The following is a 15,886-nucleotide window of genomic DNA, read 5'->3' on the forward strand; positions in this document are numbered from 1 at the left end:
TGAAAGTTCAACATATCGCATTCCACCAATCAATTTTCTATTTTCATTATCTCAAATTTATAGAAAAAAACGTATAGAAAAAAACGAACTTGGAACTTGTAAATGAAGAAAAAAAACTACATAAAACAAATTTCGTTTTATGTAGCCAAAGTTATTTAACTTTTTCAGCAGCTTCGTGGTAATCCTGTACTTTTTTATTTTATCCCAATGTCACTTCTTACACTACATGATGCGCTGATCTCTATCGGAGAGATAGTAGGTTTTCTATCAGCAAATGGCTCGTGGAGGTCACATCAAAAAAGCTACCTCATCAAGAAACCGTCTTCTAGACTAACTCACATGTTTAGTTCTTTTTGATTTAGCTTTTTTCAGTTGTTTACTGCGCAATTGTCCGCAAGCTGCGTCGATATCCGTACCATGTTCTTTGCGGATGACACAGTTAATTCCCCGCTTCTTCAAGATATCGTAAAACTTCAACACATCTGCCTTGTCACTACGGGAATATTGATCGTGTTCGCTGACAGGGTTATAAGGAATCAAGTTTACGTAGGCCAACTTTTTCTTATCTTGTAGGAGTTCCGCCAACTGATGGGCGTGTTCTGGTCTATCATTGACCTCGTGGAGCATGATGTATTCAAAAGTAATCCGGCGGTTGGTCTTTTCCAAATAGAAGTCGACGGCGTCCATCAACTCTTCAATCGGATAGCTTTTATTGATCCGCATCATGGAAGAACGCACTTCATTGTTTGGTGCATGTAAGGAAATCGCCAAGTTTACCTGCAAGCCATTGTCAGCAAACTGGCGAATCTTCCGGGCCAAGCCACTGGTGGAAACGGTGATATGGCGGGCACCGATAGCCAGCCCTTTGGCATCATTGATGATGTGGATAAACTGCATCACATTGTCATAATTGTCAAAAGGTTCGCCAATCCCCATCACGACCACATGAGAGACCCGCTCCCCTTGCCCTTTTTCGTCAAAGTACCGTTGCACCAGCATGATTTGCGCAGTGATTTCGCCGGCAGTCAAATCCCGTTGTTTCCGCAAAAGACCACTGGCACAAAAAGTACAGCCGATATTGCAGCCGACTTGGGTGGTGACGCAGACGGACATCCCGTACTCTTGGCGCATCAAGACGGTTTCAATCATCATCTTATCTGGCAACTCAAACAGGTATTTCACCGTCCCGTCTTTAGCTTCTTGGACGACGATTTGTTTCAGCGGATTGATGACAAAGTTTGCTTCTAATTTTTCAATCAAGCTTTTGGCTAAATTGGTCATTTCGCCAAAGGATTGCACTCGTTTTTCATAGAGCCATTCCCAGACTTGGGTCGCTCTAAATTTCTTTTCTTGATGATCGAGTAACCAAGCTTCCAAGTCAGCCTTGGTTAAGCCATAAATAGATGGATTCACGTTTTTTCCTCGTTTCTTTCTTGAGTGGCCGGGGCATTTCCCAGGTCAAAACATCTTTTTTACTATAACGGAAAAGCCGGCAGGACGCAATCGCCCCACCGGCTTCTTAAGCATTTTCAAACTATCTTAACGATCGGCTTCCAAGGTATGGTACACCTTGCGGAAGTAAAACCAGCGAGCCACCAGATAGTAAACAATCTGAATCACCAAAAATAGACCCAAGACTTGCCAACCAGCTAGCTGCATCGACATGTTAAACATGTGATACATCGCCGTCAGCGCCACCGCCCCATGACACAAGGAGACGATGATCGGTGTGAAGAACAAAATACCGATTTGTTGGTAAATCATCTTTCTCAATTCTTTTTTGGCTAAGCCCAATTTGTGAATCATCCGGAATTTGGCAATGTCTTGATCCATATCGCTGTAGAGACGGAAATACAAGAAAGAGCCTGCCGATACGAAGAAGACGATCCCGATGAAAATCCCGATGAAGAGAATCGGTGAGTAAAACTGCATGATCTGATGCCGTGTGTAACTCGTGGTGAGTATCGGCAAATTAGCATCAGTCAAGGTTTTCCCTACTTGAAGCAAGGCTTTTTCGGAAGCCTCTGGGGTTAACCATAAGGTGCTGACGCTTTGACTGGCATCCGCAATCTGGGTTTTATCAGGAATGACAAACGTCGGCTGATAGACACTCACCGCCCCAGTAGTTTGTTGCTGGATGACTTCGTAGTCAGTTTTGTCGATGGTGACAGCGGTATAGTCGACTTTTTTATCGACGCCCCCTTGGTTTAGCAATTGCACAGCTTGGAGATTTCCCAATTTTACAGGCTTTTCACCGACAGCGACTGCCAAGCGATTGAACTCTGTTTCCGTCAAAAAGATCTTATCCGCTGCACTGGTTTCGGTGAAAGTAATTTTTTCATTGGTGATATTGGCTGCCGTCAAGGCTTGGTCCACTTGGGTGATTTCCTTGGTGGAAGCATCGGTCATCTGTAATTCATAAGGCGTCCGATCCAAAGTTCCCACCAACATATCCTGAACCCCGTATAAAGTTCCGATGGCTGCAAAAGCTACCGTGGAAATGACGGCCACTAAAAAGAAGGAACGGGCATTGTCTTTCATCCGAAAAGCCAAATCGGAAAAGACTACCATATTAGTTTTTTTCCAAAAAAGACGTTCACTTTTTCGTAAGTGTTGAATCACGAAGACGCTAAGTTGATCAAATAAAAATTTCGTCCCCAAAATTACCACAAAGACGACGGGAATGAAGACCATGAAGACCGTCGCACCACGAGCCCACAGCGCAACCCCATAACCGCCTCCGATAAGCAGGATTGCGGCGAGACTTTGCCAAAGTGACGCTTTGACGTTACCTTTACCCAAATCTCCAGCCGTCAGTAGCTGCCGCACATTGAGTTTTGGCAGGCTAAACTGAATGAAGAAGGAAATGACGAAAAATAACAGGATAAAGGCCACTGCGGTAACCACCATGGCTTTCACCGGTAAATAGGAGCTAAAGCTGATGCCAATCATGGATTTGGATAGCCACAAAATAATCTGTGAAAAACCCAGACCCAAAAGGATCCCGCCCAGAGTCGCAAACAAGCCGATGACCAAGTTTTCAATAAAGACCATCTTCCGCAGTTGCAACGGACTCATCCCCTGAATCATCAAGAGACCAAATTCTTTTTTTCGCGACTGTAAGAAGACACCCATGGAATAGAGGACGAAGAAAAAAGCAAAAGCATAAATAATCACTGCCGCCACCAATAACCCCGTCTGAGCGCGGTGATCCAAATCACTGGACAACAGCGGGTGAAAGGCCAAGACACTAAAGGTGAAAAAGATCATCACCGAAAACAAAGTACTCAAAAAATAGGCCAAGTACAGGTGTTTATTCCGGCTAGTATTACGAACAACAAATTGACTAAAATTCATCGTCAACCCCCTCAATCCGGGCCAACTCTTCTAAGATAACACTATAAAAGGCTTGTTGTTCCCCATGACCACGACTGATTTCTTGTACCAATTCGCCATCTTTGATAAAGACGATGCGACGGCAGTAGCTCGCCGCCAACGGATCATGCGTCACCATCAAGACGGTGGCTTTTTCTTCCCGGTTCAACTGTTGCAATAACCGCATCACATCTTTGGAAGATTTCGTATCCAGATTACCGGTGGGTTCATCGGCTAAGACCAGCTGCGGATTATGAATCATCGCCCGCGCTACGGCTACCCGCTGCGCTTGACCCCCTGAAATCTCAGCAATCCGTTTTGGTAACAAGGCACTGATTCCTAAGCGTTCAGCGACTTGTTTTACCGCCCGCTTCATGACGACTAAGCGTTCACCATCCAAGGTTAAAGGCAAGACCATGTTTTCTTCCACTGTCAATGTCGGCAGCAAATTGTAGTTTTGGAAGACAAAGCCCAACTCTCGCCGCCGAAATGCTGCGATTTGATCCGGCTTTAAGTTGTGGGGATTTTCACCATTTAGCAAAATTTCGCCACTCGTCGGGGTATCAATAGTCGCTAATAAATTCAAAAAAGTCGACTTCCCACTACCAGAAGGCCCCATGATGCCGATAAATTCCCCATCTTCCACCGTCAAATTAATACCTTTTAATGCTTCATATTGCAGGGTTTCCCCATAAACTTTCTTTAAATTCTTTACTTCTAACACACCTGTCGCTCCTTTTCTACTGACAATTTTTAAGGCAGACCGACTGCCTGGCTACTCAAAATAGCTGGATTCCTGTTGTCTCATTGCAAGTTTACAAAAAAGTTCTGGAAAAGACCATCGATACCTTTGTTAGTTAGCTAACAATTTTGTTATCCCACCTTTTTTGTAGGGGAAGACCTCTCTTGCGTTACGCTTGGTTGCATCATGCAAAACTGATGTGATAAATTTTTAAGTCAATTAAAAATAAGCTAACCCTCCCATGCTTTTCAATGGAAGGTTAGCTTATTTTGCTTATAAACAAAAGTCATAAAAGATATCAATCGATTATTGAGAAAGCAGTCTCGGCTTGCAGCGTCTCACAAATTAACCTGCGAGACGCCTAAAAATAACGACCAAATCAATTATTCACTTTTTGAGGATGCAAAGCTTTACAGCTATTCCCAAGCCTTACTTCCCAAGTTCTGTCAACAAAGCTTCCAATTCATCCAGACGCGTTTCAAAGACCTTCATGGCATCTTGGATATATGCTGCTTTTGTCATATCCACCCCAGCTTTTTTCATCACTTCAATAGGGTAATCACTGGAGCCGGCCTTCAAGTAGTTGAGATAGTTTTCCAACGCATGGGGTTCTTTGTCCAAGATCTTCTTAGCCAAAGCAGAAGCTGCTGAAAAACCAGTAGCGTATTGGAAGACGTAATAATTATAGTAGAAATGCGGAATGCGGGACCATTCCAATTTGATTTCTGGATCGGCTGCCACTTCCGGTCCATAATACTTGGCGTTTAATTCACCATAGCTTGCGCTTAAGTATTCTGCCGTCAACGGGGTGCCTTTTGCATCTTCCGTGTGAATAAAATGCTCAAACTCGGCAAATTGAGTTTGGCGGAAGATGGTACCCTTGAAGCCATCCAAGTAATGATTCAGCACGTAAGCTTTCACCAATGGATCAGTTTCGGTGGCTAACAAGTATTCCGTCAAAATATTTTCATTGGTAGTCGAAGCAATTTCAGCCAAGAAAATTGAGTAATCCCCGTAGACATAGGGTTGGTTATTGCGGGTGAAATAGCTGTGCACGCTATGGCCCATCTCATGAACTAAGGTAAATAGCTGATCCAAGGTGTCGTGCCAGTTGAGCAAAATGTATGGTGCCGTATCGTACGCCCCAGAGGAATAGGCCCCGCTGCGTTTGCCTTTGTTTTCCACCACGTCGATCCAACGATTTGCAAAAGCCTCTGCCACCACGGCTTGATACTCTTCCCCTAGAGGCAACAAGGCTTCCTTCGCCTTGGCTACCGCTGCGTCATAGGTATAAGAAATCGGCGCTTCTCCGATGATTGGCGTATACATATCATACATGTGTAGCTCATCCACTGCTAACAAGCGTTTACGTAAAGCCACGTAACGATGCAACAACGGCAAGTTTTCATTGACTACCGCCACCAGCGTATCATATACACTTTCCGGGATATGATTGCCACTCAATGCCGCTTCCCGTGCCGAAGCGTAGTGACGAACTTTGGCTTTGTAGTTGTGGCTCTTGACATTGGTGGTCAAGGTTTGGGCAAAGGTATTGCGAAATTGTTCGTAGACGGTGTATAAGCCTTTAAAGGCCGCTTCTCGCACCTGACGATCCGTGCTTTCCATCAATTGCCCGTAGACACCATGGGACAGTTGCACTTTCTCGCCATCGCTGCCTTCAATCGTCGGAAAGACCAAATCCGCATTGTTCAACACGGAGAAGGTATTGCCAGCCGCGCCAAAAATTTCCCCCGCTCCAGCCAATAGTGCTTCTTGTTCTGCTGGTAAAATATGGGGCCGGTTTTCCACCAATTGCAAAACATAATGGCGATACACTTCTAATGAAGGATCCGCATCAAAATAACTCCAAATGGTTTCATCGGATAAGGTCAATAACTCCGGCTCAAACCAAGCCAACGCTTCACTAGCCTCCGCCAATAAACTAGAAGCCCGGGCGTACATGCCTTGATAAGTCGCATTGGCCGTGTCTTGGTCATTTTTCAAATGGGAGTACACATATAAGGTTTCCAATTGGCGATAGACATCCAATAAGTAGACAATCGCTGCTTTGAAAGCCGGCGCCCCTTGGTCTAAGGTCCCTTGATACTCACTGACTTCGGTTAATTTTGTTTTTAACGCTTCAAAGGCGTCATCAAAAGCCGCGTCATCTTTGAAAATCAAGGTTAAATCCCAAGTCATTTCAGCTGGCAGGGATTCTCGGGTAGGGAGTTGTTTGGTTTCTGACATTACATTTCCTCTTTTCTTTGCGCATCATCGCATCACTCATCTTAAAGCGGGCGGTTTTTCTTGTGTCTACCCCTCACTTTAGCTAGTTCTATGTTATCACAGTATTCAGAATTTTCTAGTCTTATGTCTCACAAAGCTTATCCTACTCCTCTGCTAGTCGCCGGGACTCTTGGTAGACCTCCCTCAGCACTGTTTTCTTATCCACCAATGGATAAGGCCAGGAAATCAGTTGATCCACTTCCTCATGCCACTGTTCCCATGTGGCGCCCCCTTTCGTTTGCGTCAGAAAGCGTAACAATAACAACTCCTGTTCTAACAAAAACTGGTGCTTTCCCGGTAAATAACACCAATCTGGCAGATCTAGCAAATTGCCCCTTTTTTGATAACAAAGTCCTTGCAGATGCAACAAGCGCTTTGATTGCGACGCCAAGCCACGTTGCAAATACCATTTGTACTCACTAATCTGCCAAGGATTGCTCTGATTTTCACCACGACTCCCAAGACGGAACAATCCAGTAAACAAACAATCTTGTGGTTTCAGCGATTGGATTTGATAACTGGAACCAAAACGATAGTGCCAATCCAAAGCATAAAAATATAATAGCTCTTCCTCTTGTGCTAACACCCCCCACAACTCCAGCCCCTGAGGCGACTCTTGCACACAGCTACGAGTCAGACTTGGCCAACGACTGCGACTATCAAGGGGGAGAAACTGCTTTCCCAAAAGCCACCAAGGCTGATAGCCATGGGCTTGGTAGTTTGTGGTCCGTTCCTGAAACCGGGCCTGCGACAAAGAAGAACACTGAAACTCCACCGCCAAACGCTGCCACAAAAGATCCGGACGTTGCTGCAAGTGTGGCAGATAGGCTTCCATCTGGGCCTCGGCAGGCAAGATTCGTTGCAAAAAACGTTTTCCAGCCAAATGCTCTGCCGTTTCCCCTTCTGAAAAAAGCTGACAGTCTTGCTGCTGACGATGAGCAAAATGGGGGATTTTCTGTTGCCCATTTTTAAATATCAGCGCCCCCTGACAACCAGGACAACACACCTCCAGCAAGTCAGCCTTCCTTGTTGACACTTGAGCCCGCAGTTGTCGATAGGCCTCCGCATCGATATATCCCCCCGTTTTCTGTCTCGCCATAAGCATCTGGATGCCCCCCCTTTTTTCTGCTCTTTTAAAAAAGATACGCAAAACGTAAGAATTCTCTCTCCTTAGAAAATCCGCCGTCTTATAATAATCTTTAGACTGGCAGGTTTTCCTTTACTTTTTAAAGAGTTTCGCTACAATGAATACATCAAGGACACGGGCAGAAAAAGAGGTGTAGCCAACATGGAAATGGAACATATCAATGAAAATACCATCCGCGTACTCATCAAAAGTGAAGATTTAGCGGCGCGAGGGATTACCTTCTTGGATCTTTTAGGCAACCATAGCGAAGTGGAAAACTTCTTTTATAGCATCTTGGAAGAAGTCGATATAGATGAAGAATTTAAAGGTAGCGAAGCCGTTACTTTCCAAGTTCTCCCTAAAGGTGATGGATTGGAACTATTTATTAGCAAAAATCTCAACATCGATGATTTAGATTTAGCAGAACTGGGAGAAGATGTCTCTGACGATCCCGGTGCGGTGTTACGCAAAACCATTGCTGATCAATTGCAAGAAAATAGCAAAGAACCAGAAGGACCTTTGCCACGCACCTATATCTTTGAGATGGTGGACTTCGAGCAATTCATTCAACTAGCCAATGAAGTTCAACTGGAATGCGTCGTCAGCAATCTTTACCAGTTGAAAGACTTCTACTTTTTAGAAGTGGAATTTGTGGACGATTTGATGTCTGATGGTCAAATCGAAAACTGCTTGGCCTATCTCGGGGAATTCGCCCGCCGTAGCCAAGCCACCCCAGAAGTCTTAGCAGAACATGCCAAACTGCTGATGAGCCACGACGCTTTGGAACTGACTCGCTATTATTTTGGCGAATCCTATCAATAATTCAATCGATAAAAAAGCTGAAGAAACCCTCCAGCTTGCAAGAAGAAAACAGGGCAGACTCGCTTCCAGAGAATGCCCTGTTTTATTGATAAGCGATTTATTCCGGCTTCGTAAATCCAGCAAATTATTTTCTTATAAGGTAGCATATGTACCGTCAACCCAATTCTTAGATCGCTAAATGTCACTTTTTTCGGCCATCACAATGACGGCAGGATAAGCCACTTAATCCCTGAACCATCAGGCTTTTTGGGCTTAATTTTTATAAGTTCTTCAGCTCTCGAGAATTAAGACGAAAACGCCCCATGATGTTTCTCATCATAGGACGGTTTCGCCTTTTATTGTGTGGGGTGATTTGTACCAACTTAGATAGTTCCTCTTGGTGTTTCCACTTAGATGAACTGTCTGCGATATGCTCCTTTAGCCCACGGGCATCCGTGACATTACTACCCGAGAAATTCACCTACAACAAGACCAACTAGTTTTGTGGATAAACTAAACTTTTTATCCTTTATTCGTTCTAAGTTATTCTATTTTTTCTAAATCTGCTATCTACCGTAAAAATGGTGAAATTTAGCGGAGTAGAATTGAAATAGCAGTAGCTCAAAGGATGTGAGATGAATGTACTTAGAGCTAGTGGCGCCTTGCGACACTTACTCTAAGTTTGAAGCTCCAAGGGAAATGACAAACACGTTTTACGTTTGGCATTTCCCGGTCCAGCTACAGCTATTTCAATTCCTACGGAGCTAAATTTCACCATTTTTTACCATCGAAAAAACAGGATAAAACTCTCTATAAACATTGGCAAAACAGGATTTTGCATTGATTAAAGCTTATAAAACCTTAGTGTATAAAAAAGAGACACAGCTCACAGCCATGTCTCTAAAAAATTTCTATTTGATTTAATCTTATAAGCCAGCCATCAATTGCGCGTGACGCAGTTCTAATTGACGTACTTCACGAGGTAAGAAACGACGAATCTCATCTTCATTGAAACCAACTTGGAGGCGTTTTTCGTCAATCATGATCGGGCGTCGTAGCAAGCCTGGGTTTTCTTGAACTAGATCCAACAATTCTTTTAGTGGCAATTCATCTAAGTCAATATTTAATTTTTGGAAAACTTTAGAACGAGTGGAGATAATCTCTTCGGTACCGTCTTCGGTCATTTGCAAAATAGCCTTTAATTCAGAAATATTCAAAGGCTCGGAGAAGATGTTCCTTTCCACAAAAGGAATCTCATGCTCTTGCAACCACGCGCGAGCTTTTCTGCATGACGTACAACTTGGGGAAGTATAAAGTGTCAACAACGTAATCACTCCTTTTTATTTTGATGGGAAAATGACTTTCCTCATCTTTAACCTGTTTCTATTATACCCAATGAAAAATCAAATATCTAGTCCTTTCTCAAAAAAAAATTACAATAATTAAATTTATGTTAACCGCTTATTTCCCGTTGCTTCCCGTTTTCATTATTTTTTTCTTTTTCTAAAATGAGATTTTTCAAATTTAAATCAAATTTAAATTCAGAATAAACAAGTCCCAATCGTTAGTGTAGGATTTACTCAAAAAATAGTTATTTTTTTTAATTGCTGTTTTTCAAAAAGGATAAAAGCACCAAATAACCCTAAAAATACTCTACTTATTGAAAAAGCTTACATGTTATCAAGACAATCAAATCCCCAATCAGGCGCTAATCTGTACCAATTCTAAACTAGCCGCCAAAAATAAACTAAAACGCGTTATTTATTATTCGTAAAACCTAGCCTTAAAAAAGAAAAAGCAGCCCTCTTTAACAAAAAAGACGCCTGAAAAAGCGTCTAGTGAAACCCTCATTATTTTAATTCACGACAGAATCAATCTTTGTATTCTCTTATGAAAGAAAGTCAGTTAAATAAAGCCACGCCGAAAAAAATTACGTCAATTTTTTTCTGATTTTTGTAAATTTTTGACAATTAACGGAATTGTGAGTTATAGAGGGCAGCGTAATGGCCCTTTTGCTCCAATAACTCCTCGTGGCCTCCCTGTTCCAAAATCCCCTTGTCACTGACTACCACGATACGCGTGGCATATTTGATCGTGGCTAAGCGATGGGCGATGATCAGCGTGGTGCGCCCCGCTGCCAAAGAATTCAGTGATTCTTGGATAACTTTTTCAGTTTCGCTATCCAGAGCCGAAGTCGCTTCATCCAAAATCAAGATTGGCGGATTTTTTAAAAACATTCGAGCGATGGCTACCCGTTGGCGTTGACCGCCAGATAATTTGACACCCCGCTCACCGATTGAAGTATCCAAGCCATCTTTCATATGGGCGATGGTCTCTTGCAAATGGGCCAAACGAACGGCTTCTTCAATTTCAGCATCGGTGGCATCCAATTTGCCATAGCGAATATTTTCCCGGATCGTCCCAGGAAACAAGAAGACATCTTGCTGGACAATCCCGATTTGATTGCGCAGCGAAGTCAAGGTCATGTCCCGAATATCGATGCCGTCGATGGTAATCCGACCTGCTGTGACGTCATAAAAACGCGGCAAGAGATTACTCAAAGTAGTTTTACCGGAACCGCTCTGTCCCACCAAAGCCACCGTTTCCCCTGGTTTAATCTGCAAGTCGATATGACTCAACACCTTGTTGTCTTCGCCTACCTCATAGGCAAAAGAGATGTCCTCGTAATGAATGTCCCCTTTTAGCGCTGTCACATCGATTGCATTGGGCCGATCAAAAATAGCGGTCGGACGATCCAGTTCATCACACAAGCGCTTGAACCCGGCAAAGCCTTTGGGATAGCTTTCAATCATATTGTTGACTTTTTCAATCGGTCGCACAAAAACGTTGGACAACAAGATGAAGAAGACGAACTCGCCATAAGTCAGCTCCCCTTGAATCACATAATAAGCTCCGAAAATCAGAGTAAACAAGCTGATGGAACGAATCAACAGGTAGTTATAGGCCGAACTGGCCGCCATTACTTTGTAAAACTTAATTTTGGAACGACGATAACCTTGACTTAAGCCATCAAAGCGGGCCGCTTCATAGGGTTCATTGGCAAAGGATTGGGTTACGCGAATTCCGCTGACACTCGCCTCCACACCAGAGTTGAACTCGCCAAGATTTTCATAGATGGTGGTATTCACTTGCGTCATTTTCTTATTAAAGAAGACTAAGGCGATAGTGATCAGTGGTAGCAAGGCAAACGTTGCCAGTGCCAATTTGGCATGGGAATGAAACATCAATAAAAAGGAGCCGACTAAGGTCATGATGGTAATAAAAACATCTTCCGGTCCATGATGGGCAACTTCGGAGATTTCAAACAGATCAGTGGTCAACCGACTGATTAAATTCCCTGTCTTTTGTTCGTCATAATAAGCAAAGGATTGCCGCTGCAGATGGCGAAACAAATCCTGCCGCATATCGGTTTCAATATTGACCCCCAGCTTATGACCGAAAAAAATCACCACATATTGCAAGGCAGTATTGATGGCATAAAAAGCAAAAAGCCCGCCACAAGCCAGCATCACCAGCTTAAAATCCTGACGCGGCATGATGTCATCGATCACCTGATTCACCGCCACCGGAAACGCCAACTCCAGCAGTCCCACCAAAATAGCACAGCCAAAATCTAACAAAAACAACCCTTTATACGGTCGATAATAACTAAAAAAACGTCGTAACATACTCGCACTCCTTCTTCATTTTGCCCTGCCACTAAAAATCCACGGAAAGACTAAATCCATTATAGGGAAAGCTTAGAAGTAATGCAAAATCATTTTTCGGTAAAGAAAACTGAAAAGTCCATTTCCTTGCAAGGTCGGGCTTCAAGCTTTTTAAGGTAGAATAAACCTTTATACAAAGGGATTTTCGCCTGTTTTTCGCAAAAATTTCTGCTAGAATATTACCTGTGTGAGCCACATGAAAATTTACAGAAACTGAAAGGCGTGTCGAATTTTGATTCAAGCAATCGTTTTTGATGTCGATGATACTCTCTACGATCAGCAACAACCTTTTAAAAATGCTGTTTACCAAATTGTCCCTGATTTTTGCGAAGGAGACATGTACGACTTGTACATTCGGTTCCGTCACTGGTCTGATGAACTGTTCCCGAAAGTCTTGACTGGCGAATGGGAGTTAGTGACGATGCGAAACTACCGCATTCAACAATCTTTAGTGGATTTAGGCTATGAGGCCATCAGCGACCAGCTAGCGTTACATTTTCAAGCAATTTATGAAGATGAATTGGATCATATCACCTTGCACGATGAAGTCCGGAAAACCTTGGACTTTCTCAAAGAAAACGACATACCCATGGGGATCATCACGAATGGCCCCACCGATCATCAATACAAAAAAATTATCCAGCTAGATCTCCTTCATTGGATTCAGCCGGAAAATGTCATCATCTCCCAAGCTACTGGTTTCCAAAAACCAGAACGGGAAATCTTCCAACTAGCAGAAGAACGTTTTGGCTTTGATGCAGATACCACCTTGTATGTGGGGGATAGTTTTGAAAATGATATCGTCGGCGCCAAAAGTGGCAATTGGCAAGCGTTATGGTTCAACCACCGCCTGCGGGACATCCCTTGTGGCGAAGATGCCATTTACGATGTCGAGCTGACTGATTTTCAACAACTCTACCCAGCGATTTGCGGCATTTTTGCGCCAGTTACTTTATAAACACTAAAAAAACAGGGCAGCCTTGCTTCCGGAGAATCCCTCGGGTGGTAGTGGGACCGGTAAATGCCAACAATAAACAGTTGTCATTTTGCTAGTTCATCTTAGCGAACTCTGCTTAGATGAACTGTATGCGATATGTTTCTGATAGCTCCTTGCCGAAGTCAAACATGTTGTAACTCCAACAAAATCGTTGGACAACAACAAGTAATTCCTCGGACATCCTTAACACTACAACCCGAGGCATTCTCCTCCAGCAAGTCCGCCCTGTTTTATCGATAAGCAATTTATTACCTTTGCTTTGTAAATCGAGCAATTATTTTCTTGTAGGGTAGCCTATGTACCGTGAAAAAGGTGAAATTTAGCATAGTAGAATTGGGTTGACAGTAGCTCTAAAGATGCGTAATGAATTACTTAGAGTTGTGATGCTGACACCACTTACTCTAAGTTTGAATGCGCAAGGCAAAGCTAAAGGTGCGTCTGCGCATACAGTTCATCTAAACAGACACCGTTAAGATGAACTAGCAAAGACAAACAGATTTTTCGTTTGGCTTTTGCCGGTCTAGCTACCGTCAACCCAATTCCTAGGTCGCTAAATTTCACCTTTTTCGGACATCACAATGACGGCATGATAGGCCACTTAATTACTGATACATCAAGCTTTTTGGAGCATAATTTTTTATAAGTTCTTTACCTACAAGCAAAAGACCACACCTGTTCCCAAACAGACGTGGTCTTTTTTTTACATTTACAGGCCTTGCAACTTGCAAAAGCTCTCAGTCTTTTTTCGCCATCGCAGCTTTCAATGCTTGGGCTAATGGACTTTCTCCTGGTTCTTCCGCTTTGGCATATTGTTCCAGTAAGCGGCGTTCTTCATTTTTCGTCATTTTCTTTTTCCGTTCCTGTTTATCAGGGATTTTCTCCGTAATCCCGCAGAACTTGCATTTGAAGAATGCCCCGTTTTTGCCATCAATGATTTCCATTTTTTTATGGCATTGGGGACAACGATGGTTAGACACTTTCGGCTCTTTTCGCCGACGATAGTTACATTCAGGGTTGCTACAAAGGTAAATCTTGCCATCTCGCGTGTTGCGTTCCCGCAGTGGTTCCCCACATTCAGGACAGATTTTGGTGGTCAAGGAGAAATCCTTGTAACTTTGCTGCGATTCTTTGATTTCAGCCACCAATTTTTTAGTATCGGCTTCGATTCCTCGCAAAAATTGCTGGGGATTTTCTTGACCTTGGGCGATGGCTTCCAAGCTGCGTTCCCATTTGGCGGTTAACTCTGGCGAACGCAAAGACGGATTCACCAGGCTCAACAGTTGGCGACCTTTTGGGGTCACCGCTAGCACATTGCCCCGGCGCTCCATCAGTTCTGATTTCAATAACTTCTCGATAATTTCGGCGCGGGTAGCTGGCGTACCGAGATTATTTTTTTCCATCTGCGCCAATAAAGTGCCTTCGCTGAGGAGTTTTGGTGGCGTGGTTAATTCTTTGTTGATTTTGAAGTTCCCTTTTAGACTCTGCCCTTCTTGCCAAGAAACTTGGGCTTTGTTGGCAGCCGTCCCCGTTTGCCAGCCTGCTTGCAGGACTTTTTCCTGCTTGAAGACAAATGAATGACCAGCGATTGCGACAGTCGCTTTGGTAGTGGCTGTGATATGAGGGTCAGCAAACAACCCAAAGAAGCGCTCCAAAATCAAATGATAGATGCGACTTTCATCTGTACTCAGTTTTTCAAAGCGTGGCCGCTCCTCAGTCGGAATCAACGCGTAGTGATCGGTGACTTTGCGATCATTGAAAACCGCCGTCTGCTTGACTTTGGCCCCTTGCGCCAGATAGCGCTTGGCCCGCTCATCATAGCCCACCAACGCCTGCAACCGCTCCTTCATCGTACCGGCTAAATCTTGCGGCAAATATTTGGAATCGGTTCGAGGATAGCTGACGATTTTATGCGTTTCATACAAGCTTTGTACCAAGGATAAGGTCTTTTTCGCCGAATATTGGTACCGGCTATTGGCCACCTGTTGGAGCTCCGTCAAATCATAAGGTAAGGGTGCCAGCTGTTGCTTTTCTTTGGTATTGACAGTCACTACTTTTCCATTTTGCCCCACCAACTGATTCACGAAGGCTTCTGCCTGATTGCGGTCAGTATACTGTTGGGGATTTTTCAGTTGGAGCCGCCCAGTTTCGTTGCCAAAAAGCAAGTCAATGGTGTAATAAGTGGTGGGAACAAATTTCTCAGCTTTTTCCTGGGCTTGATGCACCAGGTTTAAGGTCGGTGTCTGGACCCGACCAGCACTGAGATTGTCGGCATATTTCACCGTCAGGGCGCGGGTGACGTTCAGACCCACCAACCAATCCGCCTTCCCTCGTGCCACTGCTGATTGATAGAGATTTTCGTATTGTTTTGCTGGTTTTAGCTGGGCAAAGCCGGTCTTTACGGCTTTTTCCGTCTGGGAGGATATCCAGAGGCGTTCCAACGGTTTGTTCAACTTGATCCATTCAAAAATATAGCGTCCCACCGCTTCCCCTTCACGACCAGCATCTGTCGCCACGATGCCCCCCGTCACATCTTGGCGTTTCGCTAGATTGCCGATAAGCTTTAGTTGTCGTGAGGTTTTTGGCAAAGGTTTCAAGCCGATTTGCTTGGGAATCATCGGTAAAGTCTCCAGCTGCCACGTCTTCCATTCTGGCTTGATATCTTCTGGCAGCTTCAAAGTCAGTAGATGACCATACGCCCAAGTGATGATGTATCGTTCATTTTCAAAATAATCTCGACCCTGTGCCTTCGCTCCCAAGATTTTGGCATAATCTTTGGCAACACTGGGTTTTTCTGTCACAATTAGTTTTTTTCCCATCGTTGGTAATAACTC

Annotated in this window: 10 protein-coding genes; 2 read left to right on the top strand and 8 right to left on the bottom strand. The window is 43.8% G+C overall.

The features are described 5' to 3' along the window. Positions 1-330: 330 nt before the first annotated feature. From rlmN to ACO03U_RS09240, 5 genes are all read right to left on the bottom strand, one after another. Positions 331-1,413 carry a dual-specificity RNA methyltransferase RlmN gene (gene rlmN, locus ACO03U_RS09220; protein WP_204686783.1) on the bottom strand — a complete coding sequence of 361 codons (1,083 nt, stop codon included), beginning with the start codon at positions 1,411-1,413 and terminating at the stop codon, positions 331-333. Positions 1,414-1,539: 126 nt separating this feature from the next. Next, a complete protein-coding gene (locus tag ACO03U_RS09225; protein WP_204686782.1) occupies positions 1,540-3,357 on the bottom strand; it encodes an ABC transporter permease in 1,818 nt (605 codons plus the stop codon). Beyond that, entirely contained in the window at positions 3,347-4,099 is a 753-nt protein-coding gene (locus ACO03U_RS09230; protein WP_204686781.1) for an ABC transporter ATP-binding protein, read from the bottom strand. The genes ACO03U_RS09225 and ACO03U_RS09230 overlap by 11 nt, the downstream gene beginning before the upstream one ends. Before the next feature lie 447 nt (positions 4,100-4,546). Then, entirely contained in the window at positions 4,547-6,364 is a 1,818-nt protein-coding gene (pepF, locus tag ACO03U_RS09235; protein WP_204686780.1) for an oligoendopeptidase F, read from the bottom strand. A gap of 142 nt (positions 6,365-6,506) precedes the next feature. Continuing rightward, positions 6,507-7,508 carry a competence protein CoiA gene (locus ACO03U_RS09240; protein WP_204686779.1) on the bottom strand — a complete coding sequence of 334 codons (1,002 nt, stop codon included), beginning with the start codon at positions 7,506-7,508 and terminating at the stop codon, positions 6,507-6,509. Between the two features lie 183 nt (positions 7,509-7,691). Between ACO03U_RS09240 and ACO03U_RS09245 the strand changes: the two genes are divergently transcribed. Beyond that, a complete protein-coding gene (locus ACO03U_RS09245; RefSeq protein ID WP_161870751.1) occupies positions 7,692-8,351 on the top strand; it encodes an adaptor protein MecA in 660 nt (219 codons plus the stop codon). A 905-nt stretch (positions 8,352-9,256) separates the two neighbouring features. Here the strand turns inward: ACO03U_RS09245 and spxA are convergent. Next, positions 9,257-9,655, bottom strand: coding sequence for a transcriptional regulator SpxA (spxA, locus tag ACO03U_RS09250; protein ID WP_161870750.1), 399 nt, complete (start codon positions 9,653-9,655; stop codon positions 9,257-9,259). 645 nt (positions 9,656-10,300) lie between these two features. Then, positions 10,301-12,019, bottom strand: a complete 1,719-nt coding sequence (locus ACO03U_RS09255) for an ABC transporter ATP-binding protein (RefSeq protein WP_204686778.1) — start codon at positions 12,017-12,019, stop codon at positions 10,301-10,303. 271 nt (positions 12,020-12,290) lie between these two features. Here ACO03U_RS09255 and ACO03U_RS09260 point away from each other — a divergent pair, with 271 nt between their 5' ends. Continuing rightward, a complete protein-coding gene (locus ACO03U_RS09260; protein WP_204686777.1) occupies positions 12,291-13,016 on the top strand; it encodes an HAD family hydrolase in 726 nt (241 codons plus the stop codon). Positions 13,017-13,789: 773 nt separating this feature from the next. Here ACO03U_RS09260 and ACO03U_RS09265 read toward each other — a convergent pair. Then, positions 13,790-15,871 carry a DNA topoisomerase 3 gene (locus ACO03U_RS09265; RefSeq protein WP_204686776.1) on the bottom strand — a complete coding sequence of 694 codons (2,082 nt, stop codon included), beginning with the start codon at positions 15,869-15,871 and terminating at the stop codon, positions 13,790-13,792. Positions 15,872-15,886: the final 15 nt, after the last annotated feature.

Source organism: Enterococcus diestrammenae (assembly GCF_049384045.1).
In the GTDB taxonomy this organism is placed as follows: domain Bacteria; phylum Bacillota; class Bacilli; order Lactobacillales; family Enterococcaceae; genus Enterococcus_C; species Enterococcus_C diestrammenae.

Coding starts and splice junctions, on each gene's coding strand:
- ACO03U_RS09225 (WP_204686782.1), bottom strand. CDS start 3,357: ATGAATTTTAGTCAATTTGTTGTTCGTAATACTAGCCGGAATAAACAC.
- pepF (WP_204686780.1), bottom strand. CDS start 6,364: ATGTCAGAAACCAAACAACTCCCTACCCGAGAATCCCTGCCAGCTGAA.
- ACO03U_RS09240 (WP_204686779.1), bottom strand. CDS start 7,508: ATGCTTATGGCGAGACAGAAAACGGGGGGATATATCGATGCGGAGGCC.
- ACO03U_RS09245 (WP_161870751.1), top strand. CDS start 7,692: ATGGAAATGGAACATATCAATGAAAATACCATCCGCGTACTCATCAAA.
- ACO03U_RS09255 (WP_204686778.1), bottom strand. CDS start 12,019: ATGTTACGACGTTTTTTTAGTTATTATCGACCGTATAAAGGGTTGTTT.
- ACO03U_RS09265 (WP_204686776.1), bottom strand. CDS start 15,871: ATGGGAAAAAAACTAATTGTGACAGAAAAACCCAGTGTTGCCAAAGAT.